15 protein-coding genes are annotated in these 17,825 nt (G+C 72.3%); 6 read left to right on the top strand and 9 right to left on the bottom strand.

Annotation, left to right across the window (positions count from 1 at the left end; all coding sequences use genetic code 11):
• Positions 1-45: 45 nt before the first annotated feature.
• Positions 46-1,962 carry a TPM domain-containing protein gene (locus tag OF819_RS10860; RefSeq protein ID WP_267243209.1) on the top strand — a complete coding sequence of 639 codons (1,917 nt, stop codon included), beginning with the start codon at positions 46-48 and terminating at the stop codon, positions 1,960-1,962.
• Between the two features lie 1,007 nt (positions 1,963-2,969).
• On the opposite strand, the gene OF819_RS10855 is transcribed toward OF819_RS10860, so the two are convergent.
• From OF819_RS10855 to OF819_RS10830, 6 genes are all read right to left on the bottom strand, one after another.
• Positions 2,970-5,771: a SpoIIE family protein phosphatase gene (locus OF819_RS10855; RefSeq protein ID WP_267243208.1), complete on the bottom strand. Its 2,802-nt coding sequence runs from the start codon at positions 5,769-5,771 to the stop codon at positions 2,970-2,972.
• A gap of 147 nt (positions 5,772-5,918) precedes the next feature.
• Positions 5,919-6,335 carry an ATP-binding protein gene (locus OF819_RS10850; RefSeq protein ID WP_267243276.1) on the bottom strand — a complete coding sequence of 139 codons (417 nt, stop codon included), beginning with the start codon at positions 6,333-6,335 and terminating at the stop codon, positions 5,919-5,921.
• Between the two features lie 133 nt (positions 6,336-6,468).
• Positions 6,469-6,903 carry a (deoxy)nucleoside triphosphate pyrophosphohydrolase gene (locus OF819_RS10845; RefSeq protein WP_267243207.1) on the bottom strand — a complete coding sequence of 145 codons (435 nt, stop codon included), beginning with the start codon at positions 6,901-6,903 and terminating at the stop codon, positions 6,469-6,471.
• Entirely contained in the window at positions 6,900-7,076 is a 177-nt protein-coding gene (locus OF819_RS10840; protein WP_267243206.1) for an SPOR domain-containing protein, read from the bottom strand. Before OF819_RS10840 ends, OF819_RS10845 begins: the two co-directional genes overlap by 4 nt.
• Positions 7,077-7,630: 554 nt before the next feature.
• A complete protein-coding gene (locus OF819_RS10835; protein ID WP_267243205.1) occupies positions 7,631-8,383 on the bottom strand; it encodes a GntR family transcriptional regulator in 753 nt (250 codons plus the stop codon).
• Positions 8,384-8,640: 257 nt separating this feature from the next.
• Positions 8,641-10,221: a S8 family peptidase gene (locus OF819_RS10830; RefSeq protein ID WP_267243204.1), complete on the bottom strand. Its 1,581-nt coding sequence runs from the start codon at positions 10,219-10,221 to the stop codon at positions 8,641-8,643.
• A 350-nt stretch (positions 10,222-10,571) separates the two neighbouring features.
• On the opposite strand from OF819_RS10830, the gene OF819_RS10825 reads away from it, so the two are divergent.
• On the top strand, positions 10,572-10,985 hold the full coding sequence (locus tag OF819_RS10825) for a YybH family protein (RefSeq protein WP_267243203.1): 414 nt from the start codon (positions 10,572-10,574) through the stop codon (positions 10,983-10,985).
• On the opposite strand, the gene OF819_RS10820 is transcribed toward OF819_RS10825, so the two are convergent.
• Positions 10,982-11,446 (bottom strand): winged helix-turn-helix transcriptional regulator, encoded by a 465-nt coding sequence (locus OF819_RS10820; protein ID WP_267243202.1) that lies wholly within the window; start codon positions 11,444-11,446, stop codon positions 10,982-10,984. The two genes, OF819_RS10825 and OF819_RS10820, sit on opposite strands and share 4 nt — an antisense overlap.
• 42 nt (positions 11,447-11,488) lie before the next feature.
• The gene (locus tag OF819_RS10815) at positions 11,489-13,798 is read right to left on the bottom strand and encodes a DEAD/DEAH box helicase (RefSeq protein ID WP_267243201.1); all 2,310 of its coding nucleotides are present in this window, start codon (positions 13,796-13,798) and stop codon (positions 11,489-11,491) included.
• 247 nt (positions 13,799-14,045) lie between these two features.
• On the opposite strand from OF819_RS10815, the gene OF819_RS10810 reads away from it, so the two are divergent.
• The 3 genes from OF819_RS10810 to OF819_RS10800 all read left to right on the top strand — a co-directional run bounded on the left by OF819_RS10810 (position 14,046) and on the right by OF819_RS10800 (position 15,776).
• The gene (locus tag OF819_RS10810; RefSeq protein ID WP_416370507.1) at positions 14,046-15,056 is read left to right on the top strand and encodes an arsenic resistance protein; all 1,011 of its coding nucleotides are present in this window, start codon (positions 14,046-14,048) and stop codon (positions 15,054-15,056) included.
• A 194-nt stretch (positions 15,057-15,250) separates the two neighbouring features.
• A complete protein-coding gene (locus tag OF819_RS10805; RefSeq protein WP_267243199.1) occupies positions 15,251-15,520 on the top strand; it encodes a type II toxin-antitoxin system Phd/YefM family antitoxin in 270 nt (89 codons plus the stop codon).
• Positions 15,513-15,776, top strand: coding sequence for a type II toxin-antitoxin system RelE family toxin (locus OF819_RS10800; protein WP_267243198.1), 264 nt, complete (start codon positions 15,513-15,515; stop codon positions 15,774-15,776). The genes OF819_RS10805 and OF819_RS10800 overlap by 8 nt, the downstream gene beginning before the upstream one ends.
• Positions 15,777-15,875: 99 nt before the next feature.
• Here OF819_RS10800 and ychF read toward each other — a convergent pair whose 3' ends face one another.
• Positions 15,876-16,964, bottom strand: coding sequence for a redox-regulated ATPase YchF (gene ychF / locus OF819_RS10795; protein ID WP_267243197.1), 1,089 nt, complete (start codon positions 16,962-16,964; stop codon positions 15,876-15,878).
• A gap of 218 nt (positions 16,965-17,182) precedes the next feature.
• On the opposite strand from ychF, the gene OF819_RS10790 reads away from it, so the two are divergent.
• Positions 17,183-17,740, top strand: a complete 558-nt coding sequence (locus tag OF819_RS10790) for a DUF6542 domain-containing protein (protein WP_267243196.1) — start codon at positions 17,183-17,185, stop codon at positions 17,738-17,740.
• Positions 17,741-17,825: the final 85 nt, after the last annotated feature.

Here is a 17,825-nt window from a genome sequence, read left to right as displayed (position 1 = left end):
GTCTCCGGGTAGCGGAGGCCTGACCGTCGGCTTAGCCTCCGAAATGTGACATCCATAGCCGCCCCGGCCGCCGTCCGGGCCGTTCTGGCCCTGCTGGCGGCCGCGTGGTGGCTGGCGCTGCCCGCCGCCTCCCCCGCCTGGGCCGAAGACCCCTTCGGGCTGAGCCGGCAGCGTCAGATCACCGACCGGGTCGACGCCCTCGGCGACCGCGGGCCCGAGGTCGCCGCCGCCCTGGACCAGCTCCTCGACGAGCGGCGGCTGACGCTCTTCGTCGTGTACGTACGGGACTTCTCCGGCCGCTCCGGGCAGGACTGGGCGAACCGGACCGCCGAGCTGAGCGGCCTCGGCCAACGGGACGTGCTGCTGGCCGTCGCCACCGCCGACCGCCGCCACGGCTCCTGGGCCGACGCGGACTCCCCGCTGACCGCCGCCCAGCTCGCCCAGGTCGGGCGGACGGCGATCGACCCCGCCCTGCGGCAGAACGACTGGGCCGGCGCGGCCGTCGGAGCGACGGACGGCTATGCGGCCGCGCTGTCCGGCGAACCGGTGACCGCGCCCGCGATCACTCCCGGCGAGCCGGACCCCGGCGGCGGCGCGGGAGAGGGCACGGCCGGCACGGGCGCCGGTGACCTGGTGCTGCCGATCGCCGTGATCGGCAGCGCGGCGGCGGTGGCCGCGTATGCCGTCGCCAGACGCCGCCGGCGGATCGCCACCCGCACCACCCCCCAGGGCAACCAGGCCGGCTGGAGCGCGCCGCAGCCGCCGCGGCCGCCGCCCGAGCAGCCCCCGCTGGCCGAGCTGGACGACCGCGCGCGGCGCTCGCTGGTCGAGACCGACAACGCCTTCCGCACCAGCGCGGAGGAACTCGCCCTCGCCGCCGCCCGCTTCGGGGCGGCGGCGACCCGCCCCTTCACCGAGGCCGTGGACTTCGCGGAAGCCGAGCTGACGTCGGCCTTCCGGCTGCGGCACCAGCTCGACGACGCCTATCCGGAGGACGAGCCGACCCGCCGCAGAATGCTGGAGGAGATCGTCGCACGCTGCACCGAGGCCAACCGGCGGCTCGACGCCGTCGCCGAGGACTTCGGTGAACTGCGCGCGCTGGAGCGCGATGCGCCCGCGGCGCTCGCCGCGGCCGAGGAGGAATACGGCGAGCTGTCCGGCCGTATGGTCACCGCCGAGGCCGCGCTCGGAGTGCTCCGCGAGCGGTACGCGCCCTCCGCGTCCGCGCCCGTGACGGGCCATGTCGAGCAGGCGAAGGACCGGCTGCGGTTCGCCGAAGCCTCCCTCGGCGAGGCCCGGCAGGCCGTGGCGGCCGAGGACCACGGCACGGCCGCCGAGCGGATACGGGCCGCCGAGGGCGCGCTGTCCCAGGCCCGGCGGCTGACCGAGGCGGTCGACCGGCGCGGCCAGGAGCTCGCGGAGGCGGCCGGGAAGCTGCCGGAGCTGCTGCCCGCCGACGAGGTCAAGGGGCGGCTTCAGGCGGGCCCGTACGACCCGCTCGCCGCGCTGCGCCGGGCCGTGGAGAGGTCAGGACAGGACGCCCGCGCCCTGCTTGACCCGGCCACGCTCGGAGCGCGCGCCTCGATCGCCGCGGCCGCCGACCGCGTCACGACGCACCGCGCGGCCGTCGGCAGCCGGGCCCGCACCCTGCTGTCCGAGGCCCGCCGCCATCTGGAGCGGGCGCGCGGGCTTGCGGGCCACGGCGACGAGGGCGTCTGGATCGGCGGCCGGGACGGCGATCCGCAGGCCGCGCTGGCCGAGACACAGCGGGCGGATGCGCTGGCGCGGGAGGCGCTGCGGCTGGCCGCGGCGGACGCCGCGGGATATCGCGGGGCCGCCGAGGACGGCCCCGGGGCCGGGGTCCCCGGGCTGGACGGCGCCCTCCTCGGCGGCGTCCTCCTGCCCGGGCCGACCACGCCCCACTTCGGCGGCCCGACGGCCCGGGGCGCCGCGCCCGGCTGACCGCCCACGCGGCACGCGGGGCGGCGGGGCGGGCGCGGGGCCACCCGTCCGTGCGGCACACCCGGGGCGCGGGCGGGCGCCCCAACGCACGGCCACCCGTTCGTGCGGGCCCCTGGGGCCCGGGCAGGCGCCTCTCCCACCCACCCTCCCCCTACGCCCTGGGAGCGTGGGGGACCCCCACGCCTCCAGCACCCCACCAGGTGCGGGCGGGCGGGGGAACCGACGCCCCGCCGGGCACGGGCCAGGGCACCCCAACGCAAGGCCACCCACCCGCACGGCACACCCGCGGCCCAGGCCGGCGCCTCTCCCACCCACCCTCCCCCTACGCCCTGGGAGCGTGGGGGACCCCCAGGTTTCCAGCACCCCGCCGGGTGCGGGCGGGCGGGGGAACCGGCACCCCGACAGCCGCGGGTGAAGGGGAACCCGCACCCTGCCGGGTGCGGGAACGCCGGGGCAGCCGACCCGTCAGGGGCGGAGGGGCCGTGCAGGGTCGCCCCCGCAGAGGACCGGCGGCAAAACCGGGGACACCCCGACAAGAGCGGTCACGCCGCCGGCCTCGAGGAGGTGAGCCCGGAGGGGCCCCGACCACCCGAAGCACGACAAGACCCCGAGCCCCAAGCAACCCAAGGGACAGGCAACCCGCACCCAACGGCGACGGCCACCCGCAGGGAACCCCACGGCGCGCAGCGCCGCCGGGAGTGTGCGGGGCGAAGCCCCCACACCCAAAAGGGCGGGTGGGTGGGAGGGAAAAGGGCCCGCACCCGCGGAGACCGGCCCGCCCGGGAAACCCCCACGGCGCGAAGCGCCGCACGGGGTGCGAGGGGCGAAGCCCCCACACCCGAGAGGGCTGGGGTCCCCCCACGCCCTCAGGGCGTAGGGGGAGGGTGGGACAGGACCCCGCGCCCCGCGGGGGACGGGCGCGCCCAAGGGCCCCGCACAGGGGCGCGCGGGGCGAAGCCCCGCACACCCACACAGCGCGGCGGGCAAGCACCCGCACCAGCCACCCCTCAGTACAGGCTCAGCAACTGCTCCGCCGTCGGCTCCGCCACCGCCCCCTCCCCATCCGGCAGCCCCAGCTCGAACCACACCGTCTTGCCCCTCGGCGTGCGCCGGGAGCCCCAGCCCGCGCTGAGGAGTCCGACGAGCTGGAGGCCGCGGCCGCCCTCGTCGGTGTCGCGGGCGCGGCGGCGGCGGGGCTGGACCAGGCCCGCGTCCCAGACCTCGCAGACGAGTGTGCGGTCGCGCAGCAGCCGCAGCCGGATCTCGCCCTCGCCGTACCGCAGGGCGTTGGTGACCAGTTCGCTGACGAGGAGCTCGACGGTGTCGACGAGGGCTTCCAGGTCCCAGGCGATGAGCTGGGCGCGGGCCAGCTCGCGGGCGCGGCCCACGGAGCGGGGCTCGCGCGGCAGCCGCCAGTCGCCGACGGCCTCGGTGGGCAGGCCCTGGATACGGGCCATCAGCAGGGCGATGTCGTCCTCGCCGTGCCGGGTGTCCAGGGTGCTCAGCACATGGTCGCAGACGTCCTCCAGCGGCCGCACCGGGTCGGTGAGGACGGCGCGGAAGGCGCGCAGCCCTTCGTCGAGGGAGTGGTCGCGGGACTCGACGAGCCCGTCGGTGTAGAGGGCGAGCAGCGCGCCTTCGGGCAGCTCGACCTCGACCTCCTCGAAGGGCTCGCCGCCCACGCCCAGCGGCATGCCGGGCGGGACGTCGAGCAGCAGCGCCGCCTCGCCCGGCTCGACGAGGACGGGCGGCAGATGGCCGGCGTTGGCGAAGGTGCAGCGGCGGGTGACGGGGTCGTAGACGGCGTAGACGCAGGTGGCGAGGTAGACCTCGGAGAGGTCGGCCTCCCGCGTCTTGACGCCCTGACCGCCCCGACCGCTCTGACCGCCGTGACCGCCCTCGCCGCCCTGACCTCCCCCGTCTCCCTGGTCTCCCTCGCCGCCGGCACCTCCCCGCCCTCCCTCGCCATCCTCGCCGTTCCGGTCCCTGTGGGCGGCCCTGTGCGTCTTGCGGGCGACACGTGCCGCCTGCACGCCGCCGGGCCCCGGGTGGCCGCCGGGTGTGCCAAGGCCGCGGGCGATCTCGTCGAGGGCGGAGAGGACTTCGGCGGGCTCCAGGTCCAGCAGGGCCAGGGTGCGCACGGCGGTGCGCAGTTCGCCCATGGCGACCGCGGCACGCAGCCCGCGGCCCATGACGTCCCCGACGACCAGCGCGGTGCGGTGGCCCGGCAGCTGGATGACGTCGAACCAGTCGCCGCCGACCTCGGTCGCCGTATTGCCGGGAAGGTAGCGGCAGGCGATGTCCAGGCCCGCGGCTTCGGGGTCGCCTGGCGGCAGCAGGCTGCGCTGGAGGATGAGGGCCCGCTCGTGCTCCCTGCGGTACAGCCGGGCGTTGTCGATGCAGACGGCGGCGCGGGCGGCGAGTTCGACGGCGAGGGCGCGGTCCCGCTCGCCGAACGGCTCGCTGCCCTTGGTCCTGGAGAACTGCACCAGGCCGACGACGGTGTCATGGGCGACCATCGGGACGGCGAGTGTGGTGTGGACGAGGCTGCCGTCCTCGCCGGGGACGCTCTGGACGCGGGCGGTGCGCAGCGCCCCGGCGCAGGGCGAGTCGGCCGGGTAGCGGTGGACCTCGCCGACGGCGGTGGGCGCGCTCCCCGGGACGCCGCAGCCGAGGGTGGTCGCCAGAGGGGCGTCGGAGACGGCGCTGGCGAAGGCGACGCGCCGCAGTTCACCGACGCCGCCCCCGCTGCTGTCCCCGCCGCCCCTGCTGTTCCGGCCACTCCCACCGCCCCCTGGGGTGCTCGCGCCGCCCGATCCGCCGTCGGCGCGAGCGGAGTCCCAGCGTGCGGCGGAGGCCTCGTCGCCGGTGAGGAGGGCCTGGTAGAGGTCGACGGAGGCGAGGTCGCAGAAGCCGGGGACGGCGACGTCGAGGAGTTCGCGGGCGGTGGTCTCCAGGTCGAGGGAGTTGCCGATGCGTGCGCTGGCTTCGTTGAGGAGGGCGAGGTTGCGTCGGGCGCTGGCGGCTTCGCGCGCGGCGATATTGCGTCGGGTGACATCGCTGCCGAGTCCGGCGACGCCCACTGGCCGGCCGGATCCGCTGTGTACGCGGTAGAGGTTGACGGCCCAGTGTCTGCGTTCCGTGCTGCCGGGCGGGGTGCCGATGATCTGGATGTCGGTGACGGATTCCCCGGTCTCCAGGACTCTGCGCAGGGCGGCGTCCATGCGCTCTGCCTCGGGGCGCGAGAGATAGTCGTGGACGGTGCGTCCGCGGTGGTCTTCGGCGGCGCCGCCGAAGACGGCGGCGAAACGCTGGTTGGCCCGCAGGACGGTGAGGTCCGTGTCGAAGAGCAGGAAACCGAACGGGGATTGACCGAAAATCGCCTGCGAAGAAGCGAGGTCGGTCTCTATACGGCGCAGCGCGCGGACGTCGACGACGATGCAGAGCGCGCCGCGTTCCCCCGTCTCCGTCTCGCTGGGCATCACATAGACCTCGGCGACGCCGTGGGACCCGCCGTCGCCCGGCACCCGGTAGGGGACGAGACCCGTCCATTCCTTGCCGTCGAGTATCTCGGCGATTCTGCGGTAGCCGCGGGGGCGCAGATCGGCGGGCATGAAGACGTCGACGGGGTCCTTTCCCCGGACCTGCCCGGCGTCGAGCCCGAAGAGGTCGGCGGCCCTTCTGCTCCACTGGTCGACCAGTCCGTCGGGTCCGATCGAGAAGGAGGCGACACGGATGTAGTCATAGATCGAGCCAGGCGGGCTGCTCTGCCATACGACACCGCTCGCCGTCTCAGGTATTTCGCTCACGCGACCGTCCCCTCCAGCTCACCGCACCGGACCGGCCATGACCGCAGTATTCAGCACTACGGCCCCGGCCGGCACGGCGTTCACGATCACAGCACGGTCTCGTTCGTTTTGAGCCGGGTGCTGTGTGATCGTCATCCCCTCAGACTTCTAACCAGCCAGGGCCAGCTCGAACCACACGGTCTTGCCGCTCCTGCCGCGCCGGGTACCCCAGCGGCGGGCGGTGCAGGCCACCAACTGCAGCCCTCTCCCGCCCTCCTCGTCGAGCGCGGCGGCGCGTTCGGTGGGCGGATCGGGCAGCGGATCGGAGACCTCGACGGTCAGGAAGCGGGCCGCGCCGTCGTCTTCGGGGCGGATGAGCCGCACCCCGATGGGCCCGTAGGCATGCCGCAGGGAGTTGGTCACCAGCTCGCTGACCAGCAGTACCGTCACATCGCCGACCGCCGCGTCGAGCTCCCAGGCGCGCAGGGTGTCCCGTACGGCATGGCGGGCGGTCCGTACGGCGTCGGGCTCCGCAGGGAAGGTCCACGAGGCGCTCTCGCCCTCGGTGTCGATCACGCCGATCACTTCCCCAGACCAGACCAGCACCCGAGACCCGCGTCCGTTTTCGGGGGGTTAATCAGCACATACCCGATATTTATGGCGAGGTATCCCGACCGCCCCAGCAATGAGCGCACGGAGGCACCGGACGGCGTACGGCCTACTCCCGTGCGCTGCCCGCCGCGCCCCCGCCTATCGGCCGCAGCAGCAGCCGAGCCGCCTCGGCGACCGCGGGACGGTCGTGATCCAGCCAGTCGACGGTGTCCATCTCATCCGGGGCGAGCCAGCGCAGTGCGTCATGGTCCTCCAGGGGGCGGGGCTCCCCGGAGATCAGCCGGGCGGTCCACACCTGGAGGACATAGCCGGGGCGGCCCAGGGGCCACTCCCCCTCGATCCGGCACAGCGGCTCGGCCCGTACGCCCAGCTCCTCGTACAGCTCGCGCACCAGCGCCTGCTCGGGGCTCTCCCCCGGCTCCAGCTTCCCGCCGGGCAGCTCCCAGCGGCCGGCGAGCTCCTCAGGGGCGCTGCGCCGGGCGGCCAGCAGCCGCCCGGCATGGCACAGCGCACCGGCCACCACAACGACACGTTCACTCATGCGGTGGAGCGTATGCGCTCCACCCAGTACAGCTGCTGATGACCGCAGTCCTCCAGGGTGTCGATGACATGCTGCGCCTCGTCCCTGGTGGCGTACCTGCCGACGCGATAGCGGTTGCCGTTGTCGTCCTCCCGTATGACAAGCCAGGGGAGCACAGCACCACTGTCGTTCATTTGTCCCCTCCCTCGGTCGGCAGCGCCATCGCTAAGCCCATCGGCAGGCACATCCGTAACACTCGCCGGGAAACCGCATCACGCATATGCCCGACCCTACGCCTGACATTTACTCAGCGGATACGTGTTTACACAAAGAGATATGAACGTGGGGGCGCATCCGGCCGGATGCGCCCCCTGCTCACCCCGTCACGGAGGGCTCAGCCAACCCGTGCGCACCGTCGACACCGCGCCAGGGCGGGGCTGTGGGCTGCGCGACCGCGGTGCGGGCAGCGCCGTACTCGACGGACGGGCAAGGCAGCGCGGGCCCTTGGCGGCCCTGACGCGCAACGGGCCGAGGGCCGGGGCGAGTCCGGCCCTGACGGAGGCCGAGAAGGCCGAGAGGGCGCGGGCGCAGCGCCCGAAGAGCCCGAAGACGGCGGGAATCGATACGGTCGGAGCGCTCGGCGCCGCGGTCGGCGCGTTGGCCGTCACGACGGCCGTCGCGCCGTACCCGGCCGGGTACGGCGCGCGTAGACAGACCGTCTGACATCGGTGCCCGGCTTTGCTCGCGGTCAGCGGACCGGGAGGTGGTACGCCAGGCGGTAGCGGTCCGCCGGGACGATGACGTCGGCTGTTTCGACCGCGCGGCCCGAGGCGTAGAAGGTGCGCTCGATGACCAGCACCACATGCCCCGGCACCCCGCCCAGCGCGAGCAGCTCCTCCGCCAGACCGGGGCGGGCGGCGACCTGCTCCAGGACGTTGTCGACGACGATGTCGATCGCGGCCATGCGGTCGACGACGCCGCAGCCGCCCAGCGGGCCTTCCTCGGGGAGCATGACCGGGGTGCGGCCGGTGACGTCGAGGGGCTCCCAGGAGGTGGAGAGCATCATCGGATCACCGGAGTCGCGGTACAGATAGCGCGTGCGCATCACCCGCGAGCCCTCGTCGATCCCGAGCCGCTCGGCCACCTCCGCGCTCGCCGCCTCCTGTTCGCTGCTGGACTCCCAGGTGCCGCGGGCGCCTTCGTCGGCCTGCTCCTGGCGGAAGGGGCTCGCACCGCACGGGGGGCGGTCGCCGGAGCGTGAGACGCGGCGGGGCACGGGACGCTCACGCACATAGGTGCCGGAGCCGGAGCGGCCCTCCACCAGGCCCTCGGCCATGAGCACCTTGCGCGCCTCAAGGGCGACCGTGTCCGAGACCCCGTACTCCTCACGGATGCGGGCCTGCGACGGTAGGCGGGTGTGCGGCGGCAGCGAACCGTTGACGATCTTCTGGCGGAGATCGCTCGCAACACGCAGATAGGCTGGCTGCTCACCGAATGTCACGGGCCACTCCCCATCAGGTTGACAGACAGCGACAGAGTGGCAACTGACGGTTGATGACCGCAAGCGTGAGCCAAAGCATTACACGAAGTCATCACACCCGGCCGGGCGGGGAGTTGCCGCCGGGCAGACCCCGCGGAGGAGACGGAAGGGGGCGGCCGCCGCGGCGACCGCCCCCTCGGGTCAGGGCGTCAGTTCAGACACAGAACAGACGCACACGCGAACAGGGATGGAGACAGGGACACGGACACGGACGCTCGTCAGAACTGGAGCGCCCAGGAGTCGATCTTTCCGGTGTCCCACCAGTAGTTGTCGTGGACTCGCAGCTTCCAGGTGCCGTTCGCGCTCTCCGAGGAGGCGTCGACGGTGTAGGTGGTGTTGATGTCGTCGCTGCTGCCGCCGGTGCCGTAGTCCTTGAGCAGATAGGCGGAGCCGTCCGGCGCGATCAGCTGGACCCGCAGGTCGCCGATGTAGGTGTGCTTGATGTCCACCTCGACCTGGAGGCCGGACGGGGCGTTGCCTTCGATGCCGCTGACGCCGATCGGGGACTCCACGGTGGAGTGGTCTTCAATCGCGTAGTCAGTGGTGTTCTCGAAGCGGTCGCCCGGCGGGGGCGGCGGCTCGGTGCCGCCCTCGCCGACGTACAGCAGGCGGTTCGGCGAGCCGCTGCCCGGGTTGCCGACCACACCGGTCGTGGCGGCGTCGGTCAGCGCGTTGGACACCTGCGACGGGGTCGCCGTCGCGTTGTCCGCCAGATACAGCGCGGCCGCGCCCGCGGCATGCGGGGCCGCCATCGAGGTGCCGGAGATGGTGTTGGTGGCCGAGTCGCTGGAGTTCCAGGCCGAGGTGATCGACGAACCCGGCGCGAAGAGGTCCAGCACACTGCCGTAGTTGGAGAAGGACGAGCGGGAGTCACTGCTGGTCGTCGAGCCGACGGTGATCGCCTCGGTCACCCGCGCGGGCGAGTAGTTGGAGGCGTCGCGGTTGCTGTTGCCGGCGGCGATCGCGTAGGTGATGCCGGAGGCGATGGAGTTGCGCACCGCGTTGTCGAGGGCGGTGTCGGCCCCGCCGCCGAGGCTCATATTGGCGACGGCCGGCTTGACGGCGTTCTGCGTCACCCAGTCGATGCCCGCGACGACCTGGGCGGTCGTGCCCGACCCCTGGTCGTTGAGCACCCGGACCGCGACGATCTTGGCCTTCTTCGCCACGCCGTAGGAGGACCCGGCCACCGTGCCGGCCACATGGGTGCCATGGCCATGGCCGTCCTGCGCCGTGTAGTCGTCGTCGATGGCGTCATAGCCGTATGACGCGCGCCCGCCGAAGTCGTTGTGGCTGATGCGCACACCGGTGTCGATGACGTACGCGGTCACCCCGCTGCCCGCGCTGTCGGGGTAGGTGTAGCTGCTGTTCAGCGGAAGGTCCCGCTGGTCGATGCGGTCCAGGCCCCAGGAGGGGGGATTGGGCTGGGTGCCGTTGATGCTCAGGACGCGGTTCTGCACGACCGACTCGACGGCCGGGTCCGCGGCCAGCTTCTTCGCCTGGGACTCGGAGAGTTCGACCGCATAGCCGTTCAGCGCGGCCGTGTATGTCTTCTTGATCTTCGCGCCATAGGCCGCCGCCAGCGACCTGCCCTTCTTCGACTCGGCGTCGGCCGCCGACTCGTCGAGGGTGACGATATAGCTGCCGGCGACGGCTCCGGGGGCGCCGGCGTTCTCGATGACGCCTTCCGGCGTCTGCTCGGCCGCGGTGGCCGGAAGTGCGGAGGCCGCGCCGAGCGTGAGAGCGGCGGCGGCTATCGCGCTGGCCGCGGCGAGTCTTCGCCGCGAGGTACGCACTGACATGTGAGGGGTCCTCCTCATCGGTGGTGCGCTCTTGTGGGGGAATCGACAGGGTCATGACAAACGATTGGCCGGAAAACCACGCCGCCATGTCCCGCTGCCGTCCGAAAGGTTGACCGATCCATAGGAATCCCACAAGGGTTCCGGACACGACGTAACGCGGGAGCCACACAATTGGCACAGTCAGGGCCCGCGTTTCGGCCTTTCGTCTCGGCCGGCCGATGAGTTTCGCCGTCGGAAGAGGTCTGTACGGGCGTAAGAGGGCCACACCCGACACCATGTCATGACACAACGTCATGACATGCCACGCCACGATATGCCACGACACGACACGAGGGACGGCGGAACCGACCATGAACCAGGACGAGAAGCAGATCCGTGAACTGATCGAACGGTGGACCGCCGCGGTCCACCGCGGCGACCTCGACGCGGTGCTGACCGACCATGCAGACGACATCGTGATGTTCGACGTACCCCCGCCTCAGGACGGCGTACGCGGCATCGACGCCTACCGCGAGACCTGGCCTCCGTTCTTCGAATGGCTGGCGCACGGCGCGTCGTTCGAGATCGTCTCCCTGGAGGTCACCGCGGGCGACACGGTCGCCTACGCCCATGCGCTGCTGCGCTGCGGCACCCCTGAGGAACTGGCCGAGCACCCGGAGAACCGCCTCAGACTGACGGTCGGGCTCCGCAAGGAGCGGGGTCGCTGGACCGTCGCCCATGAGCACCACTCGTTCGCCGACACCTCGGCCGTGGCCCCCGGTTAGTCCGCCGCCCCCGACGCGGGCGCGCCGCGGCCGGACGGGGAGTGCGCCCCGGTGCGTGCGGACTCTCCGCAGTGCGCGCAGACCACCACGGCGTCCAGCGCCCGGCCGCACGAGTGCTGCCAGACCACCGGCGGATCCCCGGGGTTCAGATGCCGGTCGCCCCACGCCATCAGGGTGAGCAGCACATCGCCCAGCTCCTGGCCCGCGGGGGTGAGGCGGTACTCGTACCGGGGCGGACGCTCGTGGTATTGCTCGCGCCGGACGACCCCCGCGGCCTCCAGCTTGCGCAGCCGCGCCGTGAGGATGTCGCGGGACGCCCCGGTATTGCGGACGATCCGGTTGAAGCGCCGGACCCCATGGCTCAGTTCGCGTACGGCGAGCAGCGTCCATCGCTCCCCGACGAGGTCGAGCGCGTCGGCGATGGAGCACGCACGGGCCGCCACGGGCTTCGGCTGGGGCATGTCCCGAGTCTAAGCAGCGGCCCGTGCGAGGGAACCGCTCCGTCAGGGCGCCGGCGTCTCCGCCCGCGGGCCGGACCGCGCGGCCAGCCGCTCCTGCTCCTCCTCCACGATCCGGCGGGCCAGCGCACCGTCGGAGACGTCCACGGCATCGGGGGTCGCCTCCGCGACCTCGCTGCGCCGGGCATAGGCGTCGAACAGCCGCGACTTGCTCTCCAGGATCTCGCAGAGCCGGCGGTCCACCCCGGTCGTGGAGAGCAGCCGGTGCACCTGCACACTGCGGACCTGCCCCATCCGGTGGGCCCGTGCCACAGCCTGGTGCTCGATGGTGGGCTTGACCTGTGGCTCGCAGATGATGACCACCGAGGCGGCCTGGAGGTTGAGCCCCACTCCGCCCGCCTCGATCTGTGCCAGCAGCACCGCATGGCCGCGCACCGCGCCGAATTCGTCGACGAGTTGCTGACGCCGCGCGGGCGGGAGACTCCCGGAGAGGGGTCCGAGCACCTCGGAGCCGGGCGCCTCCGACCCCCGCACCTCCGACCCGGGCGCCTGCGAGCCACGCGCCTTCGAGCCGGGCGCCTCCGACCCGGGCGCCTTCGAGTCACGCGCCTTCGCCGCAAGCGCGGTATGCACCGTGTCCAGCACATCGCGGAAGTACGAGAACACCACGACCTTCAGGCCGTTGTCCGCCGCCTCCGCCACCAGCTCGACCAGCCGCTGCAGTTTCGCCGAGGTGCGGGGCCGCTCGTACGCCGCCCGGCGCATGGCCATGAAGTTGCCCGCCATCACCGCTGCGCGATACGCCTCGTCGTCGGCGGCGCTGGGCTCCTCCCACTCGTCGACCCGCACCAGCGAGGGCAGCTCCGCGAGCACGTCCGTCTGGTTGCGCCGGAGATAGGCGGGCGCCACGGCTCTGCGGAAGGCCTGGGAGCCCGCGACGCCTTCGGCCTCGCCGAACCGGGCGACGAGGCCGGGCTGGAGATGGCTCACCAGGCTGCGGAACTCGGCGACCCGGTTCTCCATGGGGGTGCCGGTGAGGAACAGCACCCGCTCGCACAGACCGGCCCAGCGCGCCACGGACCGGGACCTGAGAGCCTCCGGGTTCTTCACATAGTGGGCCTCGTCGACGACGAGCATGCCGAGCTCCCCCTCGGCGGGCAGGGGGAAACCGCGCAGTGCGTCATAGGTGGTGACGCCGACCCCGCCGCGTTCACGCCACTCGGCGAAGGCGTCCTGCCGCTCGACGCCGTGCAGCGGGACGGCGCTCAGGGCGCTGCGCGCCCTGATCTCCCGGGTCCAGTTGATCAGGACGCTGGCCGGGCACACCACCAGGAAGCGGCTCTGCCCCTCCGCCGCCAGATGCGCCATGGCGGCGATGGCCTGGACCGTCTTGCCGAGCCCCATCTCATCGCCGAGGACGACCCGGCGCTGGGTGAGCGCGAAACGGGCGCCGAACGACTGATAGCCGCGCAGTGAGACCCGTCGGTACGTGTCGTCGAGCGGCTGCCGCCGTACCCGATCCGCCAGCTCGCCGGGGAGGAAGCCCTCGGCCGCGGCGACGTCGGGGCCGGTTCCCGAGATCTCGGCGAGCAGGCTGTAGTACTCGGCCGACCGCAGCTCGAAGTCGACCCACGCCTCGGCCTCGGCGGCCGGCCCCCGCAGCAGATCGGCCGAGGTCTGGGCGAGCAGCACCGGCACACCGCCCTCCTCAGCCTCGTCGACCACGTCCCGTAGGTCCGCGGCGGCGGCCAGCGCCTCCTCACGCTTCTCCCGCCCCGCGAGCCACATCCGCAGCCGTCCGCCGACCGGCTTGCCCCGGGCGATCAGCGGCCCGAGCCGCTCGGCAAGCGACGCACCCGCGTCCACCGCGCGCCGTGCGCCGGGCCCGGCCTCGACGAGCCGGTGGAGGGCGATGACCAGCTCGGTCGTACAGGGCTCGGGGCGGTCGGGGTCGATCCTGACGGCGACGGTCTCCGCCACGGCATCCGCGATCTGACGGGCCGCCGCCAGGGCCTGGTCCGCCGTCTGCGCCCCCACACCGGGTATCTGGCGCAGCTGATAGCGATTGGCCCGCAGCACCTGGCGTACGGACGTATATCCGGCCGTCTCGATGGCGTTGAGCCTCAGCCGCCCCTCCGTGACGTCCCGCAGCCGGGCCACGGGTATCGCCTCCAGCTCATGCGCGCTGAGCTCCTCCACCATCGGCCCCAGCACGGCCCGCACCGCGCCGACCGCGTGCGCGTGATCCCCGACCACCGCCCGCGCGGCCCCGAGCAGCCGCTCCCCGGCGGCGAGTACCGCCCTGCCCTGCCGCCCTACCGCCACCCCGTCCCGCGACGCCCCACTCCGCGCCATACGCTCCGCCCCCGTGCCCCGGCCCCGACCGCCTCTGCCCTGGCGGTCGATCCCCGCCGATCAGCATTATCGGCGGGGATATGGCGGCTGGGCAGGCCCCTGGAAGCCGTCCGGGGTGCACCCTGCTTCGAGGCCGGCTGAAGACGGCTTGCCACAATGGCGGAGGGCCGGACCGCTGGTCCCGCGGGCAGCGCCACAGCAAGGAGCCACAACGGTGTCGCAGAAACCCCATGGTCTGGCCGAACGCATGGAACGCCACCAGGTCGCGGTCTATCTCGCGGCGCTGGCGGTCGGCGCCGTGCTCGGCTGGACCGCTCCGGACGCGGGTCCCGGCCTGGAGCACGCCATCAACCCCGTCCTCGGCGCGCTGCTCTATGTGACGTTCCTCCAGGTCCCCGCCGCCGAACTCGTCCGCTCACTGCGCGACGGCCGGTTCCTGTCCGCCGCCATGGGCGTGAACTTCCTCGTCGTCCCGCTGCTGGTCGCGGCGGTGTTCATGTTCCTGCCCGCTGACCCTGCCGTGCGCCTGGGCGTACTGCTGGTGCTGCTCTGCCCGTGCGTCGACTACGTGATCGTCTTCACCGGGCTGGCCGGCGGCAGCGGCAGACGGCTGCTGGCCGCCACCCCGCTGCTGCTGGCCGCGCAGATGGTGCTGCTGCCGGGATTCCTCTTCCTCTTCATGGGCTCGGACCTCGCCGACATCGTCGACGCCGGACCGTTCCTTGAAGCGTTCCTCTTCCTGATCGTCATTCCGCTGGCGCTGGCCTGGGCCACCCAGGCATGGGCGGCCCACAGGCCCGTCGGACAGCGGGTGTCCGACGGGGCGACCGTCACGATGGTTCCGCTGATGGCGGCCACCTTGCTGATCGTCGTCGCCTCCCAGGTCCCCAAGCTCGACGGCGGCCTCACCGAGGTCGCCGGCGTGGTGCCGTTCTATGTGCTGTTCCTGGCCGCCATGCCGTTCGCCGGCCGCGCCGCAGCCCGCCTCTGCCGCCTGGACGCCCCCGCCACCCGCGCGATCGTCTTCACCGGAGCGACCCGCAACTCCCTGGTCGTCCTCCCGCTGGCACTGGCCCTGCCGGACGAGCTGGCCGTCGCCGCGGTCGTCGTGGTCACACAGACCCTGGTCGAGGTCCTGGGGATGGTGGCATACGTCCGCCTCGTCCCCCGCCTGGTCCCCGCGGACAACCAGCCGCACCAATCCGGCGGCGCGGGAAAATCTCATGGGCCCGACGCCGGAAAGCCGGCCCCCTTCTGATCCGCATGCCTGCCAGATCAGCATTGTGATGGAGCACCGGCGGCCACACACCCCCAGCGGAACGTTGAGCACAGGCCTCTCACCTGTGAAGGCACGCCCCTCGGCGGTCTTATCCAGCACCCATCCAGCACGGTGCGGATGCGGACTCACGGCGGACATTGTGTACACATGAGACACCCGGTACTCTTGAGCCCATGACGCAGCCGCTGCCCATAGAGTCCATCCGCAACGTGCGCGCTCACCTGGCCGAGGTCGTGGAGCGCGCAGACCGCGACGACGTGCCCACAGTGATCACACGCCGAGGCAAGGAAGTCGCTGCCGTGGTGTCCATCGAGGTGCTGCGCAAGTACCAGGAATGGGAAGAGCGCGAGATCAACCGGATCATCGACGAGCGCATGGCCAACCCGGCGCCCGGCATCCCGATCGAGGACGTCATGAGGGAGACGCTGGCACGCAGTGAGTGAATACCGCACCGTCTTCCGACCCGAAGCTCAGGCGGAGCTACGCAAGATCCCCCGGGACATGGCACTCCGTGTCCTGGCGAAGCTGACCGAGCTGGAAAGCGACCCACTCGGCTTCAACACCACAGCCCTCACCTCCCAGCCCGACCGCCGCCGCCTACGGGTAGGCGACCACCGCGTGATCTACACGATCGACAACAGGGAATTGGTCGTCTGGGTCGTTCACGTAGGGCATCGCTCCACCGTTTACGACACCTGATCACGACTGACCATACGTCAGAATATCCAGCACCCATCCGGCACGGCGACGACGAAGGGGTCGGACTCGACAGCGTCCGACCCCTTCCGACTTGCGCGACTACACATTGAAGCGGAACTCGACCACGTCGCCGTCCTGCATCACGTAGTCCTTGCCCTCCATGCGGGCCTTGCCGGCCGCGCGGGCGTCGGCTACCGAGCCGGTGGCCACCAGGTCCTCGAAGGAGATGACCTCTGCCTTGATGAAGCCCTTCTGGAAGTCCGTGTGGATCACGCCGGCCGCCTCGGGGGCGGTCGCGCCCTTCTTGATGGTCCAGGCGCGGGACTCCTTGGGGCCAGCCGTCAGGTAGGTCTGGAGGCCGAGGGTGGTGAAGCCGACGCGGGCCAGGGTGGCGAGGCCCGGTTCGTCCTGGCCGACGGACTGGAGGAGTTCCAGGGCCTCGTCGTCGTCGAGTTCGGCGAGGTCCGCTTCCAGCTTGGCGTTGAGGAAGATGGCCTCGGCCGGGGCGACCAGGGCGCGCTGTTCGTCCTTGAAGGAGTCGTCGGTCAGCTCGTCCTCGTCGACGTTGAAGACGTAGAGGAACGGCTTGGTGGTGAGCAGATGCAGATCGTGCAGCAGCTCGGCCTTCTCGCTGCCCTGGACGATGCCCTGGGAGAAGAGGGTCTCGCCGCGCTCCAGGATCTCCTTGGCCGCCTCGACCGCCGCCACCTTGGGTGCGATGTCCTTCTTGATCCGCGACTCCTTCTGGAGACGGGGCAGGACCTTCTCGATCGTCTGGAGGTCGGCGAGGATCAGCTCGGTGTTGATCGTCTCGATGTCGTTCTTGGGCGAGACCTCGCCGTCGACATGGACGACGTTCTCGTCCTTGAAGGCCCGGATGACCTGGCAGATCGCGTCGGACTCGCGGATGTTCGCGAGGAACTTGTTGCCCAGGCCCTCACCCTCGCTCGCGCCGCGCACGATGCCGGCGATGTCCACGAAGTCAACGGTCGCCGGGAGGATGCGCTGCGAGCCGAAGATCTCGGCGAGCTTGGCGAGGCGGGCGTCCGGGACGCCGACGACGCCGACGTTGGGCTCGATCGTGGCGAACGGGTAGTTGGCCGCCAGCACGTCGTTCTTGGTCAGGGCGTTGAACAGGGTCGACTTGCCGACATTCGGCAGACCGACGATTCCGATCGTGAGCGACACGTTGGCGACTTCCTGGAGTGGAGTGGGAGTGGGGCGGGCCTGGCCCCGAGGGGCCGATCCCCCAGTCTACGGGCGGGACGGAAGCGGCGGCGACGGGCGTCGCGGACGCTGGAAGGAGCCCGGGATGCGGAGCCGGGCGGTCGAACTCAGCGCCAAGCCTCACCCAAAGGGCGTGTTCCGCTCCTGGTTCGGCGCCTCTCGCGACCTACGTTGGTTCCGTGGAGCAGCCCAGAACCAGCACGCCCCGGCGTCCGAAGCGGCCCGCGCTCGCCGACGGCGCCGCCGTCTACCCGGTGCCGGCCCGAGCCGCCCGCCCGGCGCCGCCCGTCGTCCTCGCCCTCCAGAGGCTCCCGAACCCCAGGCTCACCGGGCTGGGCGCCGGGCTCTTCGCCGCGGCGTCGATGCTGGGGCTCGGCTTTCTCGACCGGCTGCTGCTCGATGGCTCCGCGGCGCTGTACGGAGTGCTGTTTCTGCCGGTCAGCGCGCTCACCGCGCTCTGGGTACGGGAGGCCGACCTGGTCACCGCGCCCATCTGCGCGCCCATCGCCTTCGCCGTCGGCGTCGTCCCGATCTCCGGCGGCACCGGCGGTTTCGGCGGGCAGACCATGGCGGTGGTCACCTCACTGGCCGTCCAGGCGGGCTGGCTGTACGGCGGCACCCTGATCGCAGGGCTGATCACCTGCGTACGGAAGGTACGCGCCATGAACCGCCGCCCGCGCCGTACCGGCGCGCCCCGGCCCGGCCGCCCGAGCGGGGCGCAGAGCCGCCGCGGCTGACGGGAGGAGGAGAGGGAGGGGTGGCCCCAGCTGAGGGGGGCTGGGCGGGGGTGCCCCGGCTGCGGGGCCGGGAGGGGCCGTCACC

Origin of the sequence: Streptomyces sp. PR69, from assembly GCF_026420845.1 — a bacterium.
GTDB lineage: Bacteria > Actinomycetota > Actinomycetes > Streptomycetales > Streptomycetaceae > Streptomyces.
Note: the sequence above shows the minus strand (reverse complement) of the source record. Positions and strands in the feature narration are given on the sequence as shown.

Bases quoted from the DNA above. Each gene is read 5' to 3' on its own strand.
- OF819_RS10845 (WP_267243207.1), bottom strand. From the start codon at position 6,903: ATGAGTGAACGTGTCGTTGTGGTGGCCGGTGCGCTGTGCCATGCCGGG.
- OF819_RS10840 (WP_267243206.1), bottom strand. From the start codon at position 7,076: ATGAACGACAGTGGTGCTGTGCTCCCCTGGCTTGTCATACGGGAGGAC.
- OF819_RS10830 (WP_267243204.1), bottom strand. From the start codon at position 10,221: ATGTCAGTGCGTACCTCGCGGCGAAGACTCGCCGCGGCCAGCGCGATA.
- OF819_RS10825 (WP_267243203.1), top strand. From the start codon at position 10,572: ATGAACCAGGACGAGAAGCAGATCCGTGAACTGATCGAACGGTGGACC.
- OF819_RS10820 (WP_267243202.1), bottom strand. From the start codon at position 11,446: ATGCCCCAGCCGAAGCCCGTGGCGGCCCGTGCGTGCTCCATCGCCGAC.
- OF819_RS10815 (WP_267243201.1), bottom strand. From the start codon at position 13,798: ATGGCGCGGAGTGGGGCGTCGCGGGACGGGGTGGCGGTAGGGCGGCAG.
- OF819_RS10810 (WP_416370507.1), top strand. From the start codon at position 14,046: ATGGAACGCCACCAGGTCGCGGTCTATCTCGCGGCGCTGGCGGTCGGC.
- OF819_RS10805 (WP_267243199.1), top strand. From the start codon at position 15,251: ATGACGCAGCCGCTGCCCATAGAGTCCATCCGCAACGTGCGCGCTCAC.